Origin of the sequence: Sporosarcina sp. ZBG7A (assembly GCF_000813425.1) — a bacterium.
Taxonomy (GTDB): Bacteria; Bacillota; Bacilli; order Bacillales_A; family Planococcaceae; genus Sporosarcina.
The window spans coordinates 86,419-102,965 of the sequence record NZ_JWIB01000027.1 but is presented as its reverse complement, the minus strand read 5'-3'; the positions used below and the strand labels follow the sequence as shown (position 1 = coordinate 102,965).

The following is a 16,547-nucleotide window of genomic DNA, read 5'->3' as shown; positions in this document are numbered from 1 at the left end:
GGTGACGGTTTTGTTATTTTACGAGTAATACTGGACAACTAAGACGCTTCATCACTTTGTGACTGACACTGCCAAGAATCATTTCCTGGAAAGAATTGAGCCCGCGACTACCAATGATGACGAGGTCAAACAACTCTGTATGCGCATAGTCGATTAGCACAGGCGCTGGATCTCCATGGAGGATTTGGACTTCGTAAGGCACATCGTATTCCCGCAAGACCAGTTCGATTGGTTTGAGTTGCTTTTTACGTGTCAGTTCTAGCGAATCCTTACTCTTTGCGTGCAATACGGATTCTTTTGCTTTGTCAAAATCCGCGACGAACACAATGGTAATCGTAGAGTCATCCGAACAGTTAGCAAGCCGTGCAGCTTCTCTAGCTGCACGAATGGAGTTATCAGATCCATCTGCAGCGAGCATGATTTTCTGATACATCGTTGCCACCTCATTTATCAATAGAGTCAGGTCATAAGCTCATTGAGCAGACGCCTGCTGGATTCCCCTAATCCGATAATCGTTACATTCACACCACAACTACGATAGGATTCAGTTACTTTTGTGACGGCAACAACTGCGGAATCATCCCATACTTGGGAATCTGTGAAATCCAGGATGATCCGACTAGCCGCTTCATCTCCACTAAATGCTTCATGGAACTTCTCAACGGATGCAAAGAATAATTGACCTTTCACAGCGTAGCGAATGGAGTCATCCTCAACAATGCGCTCTACATGTATCTTAGAGATTTTAGCAACGAAGAGAACGGCACTCAACACGACTCCTGCAATAACACCCTTAGACAAATCATTCGTTGCGACAACAATAATAACGGTTGTCAGCATAACGAGCACATCCGATTTAGGCGCTTTTCGAATATAGGAGAACGAACTCCAGTCAAATGTCCCGATTGAAACCATAATCATAATCCCCACAAGAACAGGCATCGGGATTTGAACCACCAAGTCACCCAGAACGATAATCAGAAACATGAGGAACGCACCTGCTACAAATGTGGACAGTCGTGTTCTACCTCCGGATTTAACGTTAATAACGGACTGACCGATCATTGCGCAACCAGCCATACCTCCAAAAAAGCCATTAATGACATTGGCAATTCCTTGCCCGCGGGATTCCCTATTCTTTTCACTGTCTGTTGCGGTCATGTCGTCTACGATCGTTGCAGTGAGCAATGTTTCAAGCAGGCCGACAATCGCCAATGCAACGGAATAAGGTAATATGATCATCAAGGTTTCAAACGTAAATGGTACGTCTGGGATTAGAAAGTTCGGTAACGATTTTGTAATCGCACCGAGGTCTCCAACAGTTCGTAAGTCGGCCCCTGAGTAAATCGCGACGATACTAAGTGCGACAATAGCGATAAGGGGGGCAGGAATCGCTGTGAAAAATCTTGGTAAAATATAAACAATGAGCAACGTCACTGCTACGAAAACATATGTCATCGTTGAGATTCCTAAAAAGTGAGGAACTTGCGCCATGAAAATGAGAATTGCCAAGGCATTCACAAATCCAATCATGACTGCATTTGGTATGTACTTCATCAGCTTCGCAACTTTGAAAATCCCGAAAATCACTTGGATAACCCCGGTAAGAATTGTCGCAGCAAGTAAATAATCAAGCCCATACTCACGAATGAGTGGGGTCATGAGCAAAGCCATTGAGCCGGTTGCTGCGGAAATCATTCCTGGGCGTCCGCCTGTAAATGAAATCACGACAGCGATGATGAAGGAAGCATATAGACCAACCATCGGGTCAACGCCTGCGATGATTGAAAAAGCGATGGCTTCAGGAATTAGCGCAAGGGCTACGACAATGCCCGCGAGGACGTCGGCTCGAACATTCGAGAACCAATGCTGTTTTAAGTATGATGCCATTATTGTGGACTCCCTTATAAAAAGTTGCAGATTCGTTACGGTGTACTGCATCTCTATAGTCTATCACGGGGAGTCACGACAATAAATGGCTGTTGCAGAATATGTTTAAACAACCTAAATAACTCATTGCAGAACTATATAGGTTCTTTGGGAAGGCGAATTGTAAATAACGATCCGTGTCCTTTCCTGCTTGTGACGTCAATAGTTCCTCCGTGTAGCGTTACGAGTTGGCGCACAATGGAAAGACCAAGGCCGAATTCTCCGTATGGATTGGATGTCCGTGAGTCAATCGCTTTATAAAAACGGCTCCAAATCTTTTCGACTTCATCCGAATCCATTCCGATGCCGGTATCTTGAATTTCTAAAATGACGTGATGACTATCTGTTTTCGCTAATATCGAAATTTCTCCTTTCTCCGTGAACTGGATACTATTCTTTGTAATGTTCAACAAGATTTGAGTGAGACGATCGTAATCGGCGAAGACGGTCAATGTTTCAGGTGCTTGCACTTCGATTGTTGTCCCACGTTGTTCAGCTGCCGGTTCCAACTGCTCACGAATCACTTCGAATAATTCCAAAACCAGAATTGGTTGCCTGATCAATGTAATTTGGTTCGATCTGATTTTTTCATAGTCAAGATTTTCGTTAACGAGGCGTAACAACCGTTTTGTTTCTCCACTTGCAAGTTGCAGCGCTTTGTCTTTTTCATTTTCAGAAATCAGATCACTCCGCAACCCTTCAATCGTTCCACGGATTGTCGTTAGCGGCGTTCGGAGTTCGTGGGAGACATCTGCCATGAACTGGCGTCTACGATTTTCTAGATTCTCAATTTCTTCATGGGAAGTATACAGGTCACTCACCATCGTATTGAAATCGGTAGCCAGTGCGTCGATTTCATCCCGTCCGCTTTCAGGAATCCGGATGGTATAGTCACCTGTAGAGACCGCCGCAGTAGCTAAACGAAGTCGCTTAATACGTCGTCCGTGATAGATGGACAGCAATCCACTTAGGATGACAGCAACCGCTAATGCAGCGAGGGCGGCGTAGAACAAATAACGATTCATCTGTGAAATGATGGCTCGAGGCCCTTCAATAGGGGAGGTGAGTAAAACACCCCCGACAAACTGAGGTCCTTGGAAGTAAGGGAGCAACACAAAAGTGACGGCCTGATCAAAACGACGTTGCTCTTGGCGTACCGTAACAGTTTTTCCACTTTGAAGCTGCGCCCACTCTGTTTCATTAAGTTCAATTAGTGGAGTTTTAAGCCCGGTCGAGTAGATAATTTTCGAGTCTTCATCGAACAAACTATACTCGATGTCCCTGCTATTCAGCACCTGACCAAAGGATTGAAGAGTTTGTTGGGAAGGCTTCGGACTGCGATCGATATCTGTTAGAAGGGCACGTCCATATTGTGTGAGCTCGTCAGTTTTCGTATCGTACACATATTGCTCGAAGAAATGGGAAAACAGCAACCCGACTAGAAGGACTGCGGCAACAATTACACTCACATGGCTGACTAACTGTTGAGTAAAGTAGTTCACTTTCATGAGGATGCCTCTTCCGATTCGTCAAATTTATAGCCGACTCCCCAAACGGTATGGAGCACTGCCGTTCCGATTCCTGAAATTTTCGTTCGTAGCCGTTTAATATGAACATCCACCGTCCGGTCATCTCCGTAAAAATCGAATCCCCAGACACGGTCAAGCAGCTGGTCCCGTGAGAAAACCTGTTTTGGATGTTGGATGAAAAAGACGAGTAAGTCATATTCTTTTGGTGTTAGGTTTTCGATAGCGACACCATCTGCGAACACCTCACGGGCGTTTTCATCCACACGGAAATGAACCGTTTCAAGCATGGGATTCGTTTCCTTCTCTTTTGTAGGTCGTCTGCGCGTTACGGCTTTAATGCGTGCCATTAAAGCAAGCGGGCTGAATGGTTTCGTTACATAATCGTCTGCTCCCATTTCCAAACCGAGCACCTGATCGGACTCGCCATCTTTTGCGGTGAGCATAATGATTGGGACGTCGTTACCTGCTTTTCGAAGGGTTCTACAAATCGTCACGCCATCCATTGAAGGAAGCATCCAGTCGATGATGAGGCAGTCCCACGAATCTTGTTGGGCTCGTTCTAATCCCACTTTTCCGTCCAAGACGAACTCGCCATCAATGCCTTCCTTTTCAAAAAACAAGCCAATCATCTGCGACACACTTTCATTATCTTCAATGACAAGAATCTTCAACGAAGTTCGCCTCCTTTGCTTTAAAGCTATCGGGAAATTCCTATTCATGCAACTCATTTGTCCAATACGAAAAAGCTGCCCAGAACCCAACTAGTAGGTACTGGACAGCTGTTCTACAACTTACTTCTCGACATCGGCATTACTCGAAAGTGTCGCGTTCACAACTTGTTGTTTGCCTTCTCGATAGATGGTGAATTTCGCTTGGTCTCCAACTTTTAGATCTGTGTAGAGAATTTTGCGTAAAGAGGTTGAAGAATCGATTACTTGTCCATTCACTTTAGTAATGACATCTTGTTCTTTGAATCCTGCTTTTCCAGCGGGCGAATTAGGGTCCACACTACCGACCATGACTCCACCTTTCACACTGTCTGGGATATTCTGTACATACATTTCTGGAACTTCTGCAAGGTCGACGAGACCAATTCCGATATATGGACGTGTGATTTTGCCGTCCTTCATTAGTTTTTCAGCAAGTGGCTTTACATCATTGCTCGGGATGGCGAAGCCTAATCCTTCGACTCCGTTTTGAGCGATTTTCAAGCTGTTAATCCCGATCAATTCACCGGATCCGTTTACTAGCGCACCACCACTGTTACCAGGGTTAATGGCTGCATCTGTCTGAATGACATTCATTTCCCACTTTCCAGCGGATGTGTCGACGTCGATAGAACGAGTCGGCGCACTTACAATCCCTTGAGTAACGGTACCTGAAAAGTCGAGCCCGAGTGGATTCCCGATTGCAATAACCGCGTCACCTGCACGAAGTTTCGAAGAATCACCGAATGATAATGTGCCTTCTGCATATTTTTTATCCATCTTAATAACTGCTAAATCCGTGAGAGGGTCAGTACCGACAAGGACAGCTTCAGTTTCTTCACCGCTTGCTGTTGTGATCCCGATTTTGGTCGCATCCGCAATCACATGATTATTTGTAATGATATATGCATCTGATCCTTCCGTTTTGAAGACGACCCCTGAACCCGTTCCAACATTTTGAGATTCGGATGTACCTGCAAACCGATTGCCAGCGGACTGATAATTATCGATTCCAACAATCGCTTTAGAGGCATCTGCTACCATATCAGATAGAGATTTTTGAGATTGAGCGCCGGTGTTTTGCACGTTGTAGGGAGTAGACGTTTCAGGTTGTGTAGCTGCTTGAAGACTGCTGTCCTGCTTCAGAATGTCTGTATTTGCGACTGCCCCCAGTGTTAATGCTGAGCCAAGCACTCCTGCGCCTACTGTGGATAATAACCATTTACTTTTTGATGAATTCATTGTCCATCGCTCCTTTATCTATTGTTGATAAAGTAAGTGTAAATCGAACTTATGAACAAATTATTACCGAAACGTTAACAAGTTATTAATCGTAGTAGACTTAATTCTATAGTAGAATAAAATTGTAATAATCTAACTAGTCAGATATAGTTATAGTGAGATGGAAATTTTTTTATTTTCAAATGAAAGCGCATACATCATTCATGCTCGAGGACAACCCGACATAGAGTGTTCATGTGTGCAATGTACATGCACCGATTTTCTACAAAACTTGCAGAAATGGGAGGAATGGAAATGGTACAACAAATTGAAAATCTAGTTTACGCAAACCCGAACACAGAAGGCGCAAAGGTGAATTTCAAGGAACGATACGATAATTTCATAAATGGTAAATGGACAGCCCCTGTCAATGGAGAATACTTTGACAACCCGACTCCTGTAACAGGAAAGGTGTTTACACAAGTAGCACGCTCCACTGCGGAGGATATTGAACTAGCTCTAGATGCAGCACATGCTGCAAAGGATGCATGGGGGACGACGTCGGTAACTGAACGCTCTAACATTCTTTTGAAGATTGCAGAACGGATTGAAGAAAATCTAGAGATGCTTGCGGTAGCAGAAACATGGGAGAACGGGAAAGCAATTCGGGAAACGCTAAATGCGGACTTACCGTTAGCAATTGATCATTTCCGTTATTTCGCATCTGCAATCCGTGCTCAAGAAGGTGGCGTCAGCCAGATTGATAATGATACGGTTGCCTATCATTTCCATGAGCCAATAGGAGTCGTTGGGCAAATTATTCCTTGGAACTTCCCGATTCTGATGGCGGTTTGGAAACTTGCTCCTGCACTCGCTGCGGGGAATTGTGTGATCCTCAAGCCGGCAGAGCAAACTCCGGCATCGATTCTTGTACTTGTTGAATTGATTGAAGACTTATTGCCAGCAGGCGTATTGAACGTCGTGAACGGATTCGGTCTTGAAGCAGGAAAGCCTCTCGCATCCAATCCACGAATTGGAAAAATCGCGTTTACTGGAGAGACGACGACAGGTCGAATGATCATGCAGTATGCTTCTCAAAACCTTATTCCAGCCACACTAGAACTCGGAGGCAAGTCACCGAATATCTTCTTTGAAGATGTAATGGCAGAAGACGACGACTTCCTGGACAAAGCGGTAGAAGGGTTTGTCATGTTTGCATTGAATCAGGGTGAAGTATGTACATGCCCTTCTCGCGCACTTATCCAAGAGTCAATTTACGATGAATTCATGGAGAAAGCGTTGGCTCGCGTAGAAGCCATCAAAGTTGGGAATCCTCTCGATCCGACAGTCATGATGGGGGCACAAGCTTCTACGGAACAACTTGAGAAGATTTTGTCGTACCTAGACATCGGAAAGCAGGAAGGCGCTGAGTGTCTAGCAGGTGGTGAGCAAAACAAGCTGGAAGGCGAGTTGGCGGAAGGCTATTACGTGAAGCCGACTGTCTTTAAAGGTCACAATAAGATGCGCATCTTCCAAGAAGAAATCTTTGGGCCGGTTGTTGCAGTTACGACGTTCAAGACAAAAGAAGAAGCACTCGAAATCGCTAACGACACATTATATGGACTCGGTTCAGGCGTATGGACACGTGATATGAATACAGCGTACCGTTTCGGACGTGGTATCGAAGCAGGTCGCGTGTGGACGAATTGCTACCATGCTTACCCTGCGCACTCTGCGTTCGGTGGTTATAAAGCATCCGGTATCGGTCGTGAAAACCACTTGATGATGCTCGAGCATTACCAACAGACGAAAAATATGCTCGTTAGCTACAGTGAACAAAAGCAAGGATTCTTTTAAGCAAAATAGAGAGGTGAGTAGCAAATGACAGAGCGGGTTATTGCGACGGAAGCAACACTAGCGCTGATCAAGCAACTCGAACAGAAACACGGTCCGTTAATGTTTCACCAATCAGGAGGATGCTGTGACGGCTCATCACCTATGTGTTATCCGGAGGGCGATTTAATCGTAGGGGATCAAGATGTGCTTCTCGGGTTTATTGGCGGTGTTCCATTCTATATGTTACGTAGTCAATTTGAGTACTGGAAGCATACCCAACTGATCATTGACGTCGTGGATGGAAGAGGCGGTATGTTTTCACTTGAAGGAGTCGAAGGCAAACGGTTTCTCACCCGTTCGCGCGCATTTACAACTGATGAGGTTGAACAGCTCCAAACATAACAAAGACGGCACCCGGATAATGGGTGCCGTCTTTGTTTTATTAAAAGGGAATCATAGAAAACGTTTTCGATCCGCAGCTGTTGGAAGCATACAGGCCTCTTCTTTTTTCCCGAACCACTTATAGCGATTGCGTGCAACAAAATCATAGACTCTGTCTCGTATAGGAGCAGGCACAATGATGAATAAAAACGCGAGGTGCCACAGTCCATCAAGCTTCTTGGCAATACGGAGTGCCGCCCCCGATTTTGTATAAGCTTTGCCCTTTTCAACGAGAACTAAACTGTCTACAGCATCCGGGATCCCAAAGTCTTTGGAAAGTTGCTGTCCAGTTTCGCTTTGAAGAGAAGCAAACTGAAAATACTCATAAGGATCACGTTTTATAATGAATTGAACACTTGCATCACAAAAGTTGCATTCACCATCGAATAACACTGTTCGCTTCATGGACGAACCTCCTTAAAATGCTTGGTAAAGATACTATAACCTAAAACAAAACAGCTGAAACAATCCAGAACTATTGTAATACATACACAATAGACAGAATACTCTTTACTTTCAATTGGTAGCATGCTAGACTATATGTGAGAAAATGTTGTTTTTTGGCCTCATAGCGCTTCACCATTTATTGTCCCGCCTGTGAATACAACAAGGGAAGGTGATTGAAGTGGAACGTCAAAACATTCATCCAGATGAAATGAACTTACGCGGCGACATGGATTACATCGCTATGTTGCAAATGATCGGAGAAGGTGCACCAGACTTTAGCAGATTCCTTGACCATCGTCCGGAATCTCCTTCAGAAATAGGGTTCGACGAGCACGAACTCCCTCGAGACTATCAGTAAAAACCTTCCAGCTGGAAGGTTTTTTGTTTGGCTGAAAAATCTCACGATGCTCATCTGGAAACATCACGACAAGATATGGATCTAAACGGAAAGCACCTCATGTTAAATAGAGGTGGGCGTTGCCAGCAAAATATTTAACGGAAATACCGACGTTTTTTGCTGCCACCAACTATTTGAAACTCCATCTTTTTCAAAATCCGATAAGCCATGTGCCGATTGGATAGATGAAGAAAGTCACGGCACTGCTGATTAGACATCATCCCACCAAATATCAGGAACCAGTCGCGTATTGCTTGGTCGCCAGCCCTTGTGCTTTTTTCTTCACAAACAGAGCAGTACCAATTCAAGCGATTTTTTAACATAGTTGGAGCAGCGCACGTCTCACAAAAAACCCCGCTTCTAAAGTCTTGAGCAGTCAAGGAATAACTTTCGCAAATAGGTTGTGGAAAGAAGTCATGATGGCCATGCAGGAGTTGGTCATTCAGTAAGGAGAACTGGTCGGGAAGTAGTACAGACGTTGAAGAGGCCAAACGCCGGAGATATGAGGGGATTCCGGATGGATACAGAAAAGGAACTTCAGCGTTTTCTGCAGAAACGGCATGTTTTGGATGTGCTAGCACAATAGCACCTTTCACGGGCAAATGGATGCTTCGGCAGACTAGCCAATCCTGCAGTAATTCAATTTTCCGCTCGAGCTGAGATACCGGACTTTCAAAACTATTGATTTGTCCATTCTCCAATGTCCGAATAAGCTGCGGAGGATTATTTCTCAGAGTCAGCGCGCCGGCGATATTTTTTACTTCGAGAACGACCGCGTGTGACGAAGTAACAAACAGCGTGTCCACTTGAAAACGAGTACTAGAGTTCAAGGATAGATCATGGAAAATCGCATGAGGAAAGGTAAACATATAATGCTCAAAGACTCGATCCAACACCAGTTCACCCGCGTAGCCCGCTTGAACTGCAGACAATCTTGACTGCAACGCTTGTTCTTTGGGATGATATGGCACAATTCTTCGTACTGCAGCCGATAAGGAATCTAGTATTAAAGGAGGCTTCCGAGGCTTCATTAGTACGATAATCACCTCATTTCTAATAGTATCAATCTCCATTATTATACCATTAGATGTCGGACAAGTCTGATATTTATATTGCAATTAAGATTAAGTCGAATTCAGCAATCCAAAGTTGAATGTGCACGCGAACCAGAGCCAAATGCGCGCGGCGGAGGAAATCTGCGCGTACGGAGTTCATTTGCGCGCGGACGCCATCGGAATGCGAGCGGAAGAGGGGGGATCCGCGCGAACCAGAGCCAAATGCGCGCGGCGGAGGAAATCTGCGCGTACGGAGTTCCCTTGTGCGCGGAAGTCATCAGAATGCGAGCGGAAGAGAGGGGGATCCGTGCGAACCAGAACCAAATGCGAGCGCCCAATGAAATCTGCGCGTCCGGAGTTCCCTTGCGCGCGGAAGTCATCTGAATGCGAGCGGAAGAGAGAAGAATGCGCGCGAACCAGAGCCAAATGCGGACGCCCAATGAAATCTGCGCGTCCGGAGTTCCCTTGCGCGCGGAAGTCATCTGAATGCGAGCGGAAGAGAGGGGATCCGCGCGAACCAGAGCGAAAAGCGCGCGCCGGAAGAAATCCGCGCGTCCGGAGTTCCCTTGTGCGCGGAAGACATCGGAATGCGAGCGGAAGAGGGGGGATCCGCGCGAACCAGAGCGAAAAGCGCGCGCTGGAAGAAATAGGAGCGTCCGGAGTTCCTTTGCGCGCGAAAGCTATCAAAATGCGAGCGGAAGAGAGGGAAATCTGCGCGAACCAGAGCCAAATGCGAGCGCCCGAAGAAATCCGCGCGTCCGGAGTTCCCTTGCGCGCGGAAGTCATCTGAATGCGAGCGGAAGAGAGAAGAAACCGCGCGAACCAGAGCCAAATGCGAGCGCCCAAAGAAATGCGCGCGTCCGGAGTGCCCTTGCGCGCGGAAGCCCTCAAAATGCGAGCGGAAGAGGGGAGAATCCGAGCGAACCAGAGCCAAATGCGAGCGCCCGAAGAAATAGGAGCGTCCGGAGTGCCCTTGCGCGCGAAAGCCATCAAAATGCGAGCGGAAGAGGGGAGAAATCGCGCGAACCAGAGCCAAATGCGAGCGCCCGAAGAAATAGGAGCGTCCGGAGTTCCCTTGCGCGCGGAAGCCCTCAAAATGCGAGCGAAAGAGAGAAAAATCCGCGCGAACCAGAACCAAATGCGAGCACCCGAAGAAATATGCGTAATTTAGAAAGTCATTTGCCCGTGTCTTACTCGGTAACTTGCATGTAATGGAGGGAGGAGGTGATGAAGATGATGCATCAGAATCAAAAATGCTGCATGAAGCCACAACCAATGCCACCAATGCAACCTTGTAACAATCAGGCACAACCGGTTATCTGCCCGACGCAATACCGTTACCACGATACGTTCATGCCACAGGAGTTACCTGTAGTTCATCCGTTCGTCAACGTAAACCGCCAACATACCGTTCAAATCCCTCGCCACTATTACACAGAAGTGAATGAAACAATGATGGGGCAGACGGTTCAAGCAAGACCTGGTTACGGACCGGGAATGGGGCAATGGGGTTCTCAACGACCTCCGATGGGACCTGGACCAATGCCTTGGGGAAGATGATAATGTAAGAAAAGATCCTGCTGGTAAGAGTGACTTCACTCTACTGCAGGATCTTTTGTGTCTATTAGTCAACATTGAAGTAACGTGCATCTGCATGAGCAAAGACGATCGCGGACACGGAAGCTTCCGGCTCCATCATGAACTCTTCCGTTAAGTGAACGCCAATCTCTTCCGGCTTCAACAACCCGAACAGCTTCGCCTGATCTTCTAAATTTGGACATGCAGGATACCCGAAGGAGAATCGCTGTCCTTGGTATTTCGCTGCAAATCGGTCTTTCATCGTAAAATCAGTAGCATCAGGGAACCCCCATTGATCGCGGATCTCTTGGTGTACACGTTCCGCAAAGCCTTCTGCGAGTTCAAGCGCAGTCGCTTGAAACGCATGACTCTCAAGGAATTTCCCTTCCGCTTTCAACCGCTCTGCTTCTGCCCGGACTCCATGGCCTGCCGTTACTTGCATAAACGCAACATAATCCATTTCGCCACTATCTACAGTCTTTAAATAGTCAGCGAGGCAAAGGAATGGATCTCTTCGTTGGCGTGGAAATGTAAAGCGCTCAATTTCAGTTTTTCCATCTTGTGGATCATAAATGATCACATCATCTCCATCTGCTTGAGCAGGGAAAAACTGATACAGACCTGACGCACCAAGTTTTCGGGATTCTAAAAATCCAGTCACCATTTCATGCAGTTCAACAGCACGTGGTTCTTGCTTTTGCAATGTTGAATCCGTAAATCCTCGGAGTCCTAGATGATGTCCTATCAATGTCCTCATGTTGACGTAAGGGGAGAGGTGAGAAATTGAGTAATCCCGTAGCACCCGTTTCCTACAATCATTCGGAACAAAAACCGGAGTATCAGTCCGAACTGTCTTCACTGGACGGGGGGCAACTGCAATAGCGACTCCGACTTTTTCTGCTGCTTTAGCTGCTTTAATGGCATCATTCGCCACTCGCTTTTCAAGTTGCTGATCAAGTTCGAGAAGCAACGCGTCTTTTCCATCACTCTGCAGTCGATTCGCGAGATCCAATCCTTGCATCGCATCTTTTGCATAGATGACAGGACCATCGTATTCAGGTGCAATTTTCGTATCCGTAAAACGTCGCGTGAGTGCAGCTCCACCAACCATTACAGGCAAATCAATTCCTGCTGATTTAAAATCTTGTGCAGTCAAAACCATTTGCTGCGCAGATTTCACGAGGAGCCCGGATAGCCCGATAATGTCTGGCTTTTCTTTTCGGATGACTTCAATTAGCTGCGTAGGTGTCACTTTAATTCCGATATCCACCACCTTGAAACCATTATTGCTCAATATGATTTCAACTAGGTTTTTTCCGATATCGTGGACATCCCCTTTTACAGTGGCAAGGACAATTTTCCCTTTGCCGTTGTCGTCCTCTTTTTTCTCCATGAACTGTTCCAAATAGGACACCGAAGCTTTCATGACTTCTGCGCTCTGGAGGACTTCAGCAACAATAAGCTGATTCGTATTGAATAGTCGACCGACTTCTGCCATTCCCGTCATAAGTGGACCGTTAATAATATCGAGAGGTTCATCATATTGACCTAGCGCTGCATCTAAATCGGGAATGAGCCCTTCTTTTGTTCCTTCAACGACATAATAGGCAAGGCGTTCTGGAACGGTTTTCGGGATATCATCTTCTGTTTTCTCTTTCTTCTTTCCACGATAAAACTCCGTGAATGTTGCGAGCGTTTCGTCGGTTGTTGTAAATAACAACGCGTTCGCCATATCGTTTTCCGTTTGAGGGATTGACGCATACCGCTCTAGCTTTTCAGTATTCACAATCGCATAATCCAACCCTGCTTGCGTGCAGTGATACAAATAGACAGCGTTCAATACTTCACGTCCCACAGGTGGAAGTCCGAACGAAACGTTACTCACACCAAGAACAGTAAGCGCGCGCGGAAGCTGTTCTTTAATCAGACGGATACCTTCAATTGTTTCAACTGCGGAGCCAATGTACTGCACATCTCCTGTTCCAACTGGGAATACAAGTGGATCGAAAATGATATCTTCAGGCGCAAGACCCCATTTGTTCGTCAGCAAGTCATAGGATCGTTTCGCAATCTCAAGCTTCCGTTCCCTCGTTACTGCCATTCCGATTTCATCGATCGTACCTACAACGACTGCAGCCCCGTACTTCTTCACAATCGGCATTACAGCGTCGAACCGTTCTTCGCCATCTTCTAAATTTATGGAGTTAATAATCGCTTTTCCTTGGGAGTATTTCAGCGCTTCTTCAATCACATTTTCGTCTGTCGAGTCAATGACGAGAGGCGCTTTGATCTTTTTCACAACTTCTTTCATAAAATCGGTCATATCCGTCAGCTCATCCCGATCCGGATTAGCGAGACAAACGTCTATGACATGGGCTCCGTTTTTCACTTGAGCCCGGGCGATTTCAGCTGCTTCTTCCACCTTACCGTCGACAATAAGTTGTTTAAATTTACGTGAACCTATGACGTTGGTACGTTCTCCGATTAAAATTGGCCGCATACTTGGATCGTACAAAAGTGGTTCGATTCCTGAGACGGTATGTCCATGCGTTTCTGCAGGGAGCGGACGTGGAGTTTTGCCATCTACTGCACGGCGGATTGCTTGAATATGTGCAGGTGTCGTCCCACAACAGCCTCCAACAATATTCAGCCAACCTTTGTCCGCAAATCCTTCCAGCTTTTTCGATAGCGATTCAGGCGATTCATGATAATGACCTTCTTCATCAGGTAACCCTGCGTTTGGATAACAACTGACGAATCCTGTCGCGAGCTCTGACAACGAGCGTAAATGATCCGTCATGAATTCGGGTCCCGTCGCACAGTTCAGTCCGACTGAAAGGGGGTGAATATGCTCTATAGAAACGTAAAATGCTTCAATACTTTGTCCGGCTAATGTCGTGCCCATTGGTTCAATCGTCCCGGATATCATCACTGGGAGTTCCCGGCCAGTTTCTTTAAAGGCTCGACGGATCCCGATCGTCCCAGCTTTGACATTCAACATGTCTTGACTGGTTTCCATTAATAGGAGATCCGAGCCTCCGTCGATTAACCCTTTCGCCTGAACGTAGAAATCGTTTGCCAACTGGTCAAACGTAATCCCACCTGTAACGGACAGTGTCTTCGTTGTTGGCCCCATGGCGCCTGCAACGAATCGAGGACGTTCAGGTGTCGAAAACTCATCTGCTGCAGCGCGCGCAAGTTCTGCGCCGCGACGGTTAATCACATCCGCTTCACTACCTAAATCATAATCGTCTAACACGACAGGTGTACCACCGAACGTATTGGTACAGATGATATCAGCACCAGCCTCTAAGTATTCTCTATGAATTCGGGTCAACACATCGGGTTTTGTCAGATTCAAATACTCGTTGCATCCTTCATACTCTTCACCGCCGAAGTCATCCGCTGTTAGATCAGCATTTTGTAGCATCGTACCCATTGCTCCATCCATCACGAGAATACGTTTCTTCAATTCATCTTTAATTTGTTGTGGCATGGTGCACCTCTCTTTCTCTTATAGCGTCAATCTGGTTGATATAGTGCACGAGTTCGACGGTCATGTCATAACGTAAAAATGGAGTAATTAAGTAAATTCCGTTAAATAAAGAAGCTGCTGTGTCGATGAGTTCTCTAGCAATTTGTATACCTTCTGCAGTCGCCGCTTCTCGATCATCCCCACATGCTCTCATGCGCTCCAGCACTTCATCAGACAACTTGATGCCTGGTACTTCATGATGCAGGAATTCAGCGTTACGAATATTCGTCAACGGCATGATTCCGATGAAAATCGGAGTATTTAAATGTTTGACGGCTTCATGAATTTCAATAATTTTTTCTTTCGTATAGACAGGTTGTGTGATGAAGTAATCAGCACCGCATTCAATTTTTTTCTCAAGACGCTTAACAGCACGCTCAACTACCCGGACGTTTGGATTGAACGCACCCGCTACTGAAAAGTTCGCCTTTTTACGTAAAGGACGACCGGAGAATGATATCCCTTCATTCAACTTTTTAATGAGTTGGAAGAGTTCTAGGCTAGAAACGTCATAAACGTCTGTTGCCCCAGGAAAGTCCCCAATCTTGGTTGGATCGCCTGTCACAGCTAAAATATCATGTATTCCAAGTGCGTCCAGCCCCATTAAGTGAGACTGAAGCCCAATCAAATTATGATCCCTGCAAGTGATATGGACGAGAGGGCGGACATCATCTTGATGTTTTACAAGAGACGCCATAGCTAGATTGCTAATCCGTGGGGAAGCTAGAGAATTATCGGCCATCGTCACAGCGTGTGCTCCAGCTGCTTGAAGTTGACGAGCTCCTTCGAAATAATTTTCAGTTTCCAAGTGTCGTGGCGTATCCAATTCAACAAGAATCGTACGCTCACGCTGAGCCTTTATGTGTAACGGCTCATAGCGAGTCGGTTCCGCATCTCGAATAACAATCGGCTTATGTGGAATAACGGCTTTTTCCGTAATGGGTGCAAGATTCGCCAATTGAGATTTCACAGCGACAATGTGCGCAGGAGTCGTTCCGCAACACCCACCGATTAGCCGAACCCCTTCATCCCGTAATAACCGTGCAGCGCGACCGTAATAATCCGTTTCAGAGACATAGACAATCCGTCCGTCTTCAACGTCTAGCAAACTCGCATTTGGATACGCAGATAAAAATGCCTTCTCAGGGAGTTCGACCCCTTCAAATGCTTGGATCGTATGGTACGGGCCTAGTCTGCAGTTCACACCTACGACATCCGCGCCAAATGCTTCTAACTGATGTAAAGCGTCATTCAATCGCAACCCATTCTGTAAGACGCCAGGTTCATGCATGGATACTTGTGCGATTAGTGGAATATCGGTCTGTTGACGGAGGTGCTTAACTACTGCAGAAAGCTCTTCAAAGTCATAATAAGTTTCCAGCAATAATCCGTCTGGATCACCGGCAAGCAGTGGTTCCGCTTGCTGTTGAACAATTGAGAGGACTTCATCTATGGTTGCATCGCTTTTACGGATACTACGGATGCCACCGATTGTACCGAGCACATATTGACCACCTGGAGCTGCAGCACGCTTGGCAATCGCAATTCCAGCTTCGTTAAATTCTTTTACACGATGCTCCAGTCCATAACGAGCAAGCTTATAGGAGTTGGCACTGTACGTGTTGGTTTGAATAATGTCTGCACCTGCATGTATATATTGTTCATGGATTCCTTGAATAACATCCGGCTTTTCTATATTTAATTGTTCATAGCAAAAGTCGAGTCCATCCGCATAGAGTAACGTTCCCATTGCACCATCCGCTGTCAGAACTTCTGTTTTTAATCGCTCAAGTAATTTCATTTCCCTATCATCCTTTCTTACGGCAGAGCAATGAAGCAGAGAATAATAAAAAAGCCTTCTACGTACGAAGA

The 16,547-nt window shown here is 46.1% G+C and carries 14 protein-coding genes; 4 read left to right on the top strand and 10 right to left on the bottom strand.

Features of this window, described 5'->3' with window-relative positions; all coding sequences use genetic code 11:
- Nucleotides 1–13 precede the first annotated feature (13 nt).
- The 5 genes from RL70_RS10530 to RL70_RS10510 all read right to left on the bottom strand — a co-directional run bounded on the left by RL70_RS10530 (nt 14) and on the right by RL70_RS10510 (nt 5,407).
- Complete coding sequence (locus RL70_RS10530) at nt 14–433, bottom strand: universal stress protein (RefSeq protein WP_039043351.1); 420 nt, start codon at nt 431–433, stop codon at nt 14–16.
- 26 nt (nt 434–459) lie between these two features.
- Nucleotides 460–1,890 carry a SulP family inorganic anion transporter gene (locus RL70_RS10525; protein ID WP_039043350.1) on the bottom strand — a complete coding sequence of 477 codons (1,431 nt, stop codon included), beginning with the start codon at nt 1,888–1,890 and terminating at the stop codon, nt 460–462.
- 134 nt (nt 1,891–2,024) lie between these two features.
- Nucleotides 2,025–3,437 carry a cell wall metabolism sensor histidine kinase WalK gene (locus RL70_RS10520; RefSeq protein ID WP_039043349.1) on the bottom strand — a complete coding sequence of 471 codons (1,413 nt, stop codon included), beginning with the start codon at nt 3,435–3,437 and terminating at the stop codon, nt 2,025–2,027.
- The gene (locus tag RL70_RS10515) at nt 3,434–4,129 is read right to left on the bottom strand and encodes a response regulator transcription factor (RefSeq protein WP_039043348.1); all 696 of its coding nucleotides are present in this window, start codon (nt 4,127–4,129) and stop codon (nt 3,434–3,436) included. Before RL70_RS10515 ends, RL70_RS10520 begins: the two co-directional genes overlap by 4 nt.
- 120 nt (nt 4,130–4,249) lie before the next feature.
- On the bottom strand, nt 4,250–5,407 hold the full coding sequence (locus RL70_RS10510) for a S1C family serine protease (protein ID WP_052245903.1): 1,158 nt from the start codon (nt 5,405–5,407) through the stop codon (nt 4,250–4,252).
- Between the two features lie 294 nt (nt 5,408–5,701).
- Between RL70_RS10510 and adh the strand changes: the two genes are divergently transcribed.
- Together adh and RL70_RS10500 are read left to right on the top strand one after the other, a co-directional pair.
- Nucleotides 5,702–7,243 carry an aldehyde dehydrogenase gene (gene adh, locus RL70_RS10505; protein ID WP_039043347.1) on the top strand — a complete coding sequence of 514 codons (1,542 nt, stop codon included), beginning with the start codon at nt 5,702–5,704 and terminating at the stop codon, nt 7,241–7,243.
- Between the two features lie 24 nt (nt 7,244–7,267).
- Complete coding sequence (locus tag RL70_RS10500; RefSeq protein ID WP_039043346.1) at nt 7,268–7,624, top strand: DUF779 domain-containing protein; 357 nt, start codon at nt 7,268–7,270, stop codon at nt 7,622–7,624.
- Between the two features lie 51 nt (nt 7,625–7,675).
- Here the strand turns inward: RL70_RS10500 and RL70_RS10495 are convergent, their stop codons facing one another.
- The gene (locus RL70_RS10495) at nt 7,676–8,068 is read right to left on the bottom strand and encodes a thiol-disulfide oxidoreductase DCC family protein (protein WP_039043345.1); all 393 of its coding nucleotides are present in this window, start codon (nt 8,066–8,068) and stop codon (nt 7,676–7,678) included.
- Between the two features lie 220 nt (nt 8,069–8,288).
- Here RL70_RS10495 and RL70_RS10490 point away from each other — a divergent pair, with 220 nt between their 5' ends.
- Nucleotides 8,289–8,468 (top strand): hypothetical protein, encoded by a 180-nt coding sequence (locus tag RL70_RS10490; protein ID WP_039043344.1) that lies wholly within the window; start codon nt 8,289–8,291, stop codon nt 8,466–8,468.
- 134 nt (nt 8,469–8,602) lie between these two features.
- Here RL70_RS10490 and RL70_RS10485 read toward each other — a convergent pair whose 3' ends face one another.
- The gene (locus tag RL70_RS10485) at nt 8,603–9,538 is read right to left on the bottom strand and encodes a nuclease-related domain-containing protein (RefSeq protein WP_197054108.1); all 936 of its coding nucleotides are present in this window, start codon (nt 9,536–9,538) and stop codon (nt 8,603–8,605) included.
- A gap of 502 nt (nt 9,539–10,040) precedes the next feature.
- Nucleotides 10,041–10,700, bottom strand: coding sequence for a hypothetical protein (locus RL70_RS17880; RefSeq protein WP_156137962.1), 660 nt, complete (start codon nt 10,698–10,700; stop codon nt 10,041–10,043).
- A 95-nt stretch (nt 10,701–10,795) separates the two neighbouring features.
- On the opposite strand from RL70_RS17880, the gene RL70_RS10470 reads away from it, so the two are divergent.
- On the top strand, nt 10,796–11,122 hold the full coding sequence (locus tag RL70_RS10470; protein ID WP_025782852.1) for a hypothetical protein: 327 nt from the start codon (nt 10,796–10,798) through the stop codon (nt 11,120–11,122).
- A 64-nt stretch (nt 11,123–11,186) separates the two neighbouring features.
- Here RL70_RS10470 and metH read toward each other — a convergent pair whose 3' ends face one another.
- Both metH and RL70_RS10460 read right to left on the bottom strand, forming a co-directional pair.
- Entirely contained in the window at nt 11,187–14,636 is a 3,450-nt protein-coding gene (gene metH, locus RL70_RS10465) for a methionine synthase (RefSeq protein ID WP_039043341.1), read from the bottom strand.
- A complete protein-coding gene (locus RL70_RS10460; protein WP_039043340.1) occupies nt 14,620–16,476 on the bottom strand; it encodes a bifunctional homocysteine S-methyltransferase/methylenetetrahydrofolate reductase in 1,857 nt (618 codons plus the stop codon). Before RL70_RS10460 ends, metH begins: the two co-directional genes overlap by 17 nt.
- Nucleotides 16,477–16,547: the final 71 nt, after the last annotated feature.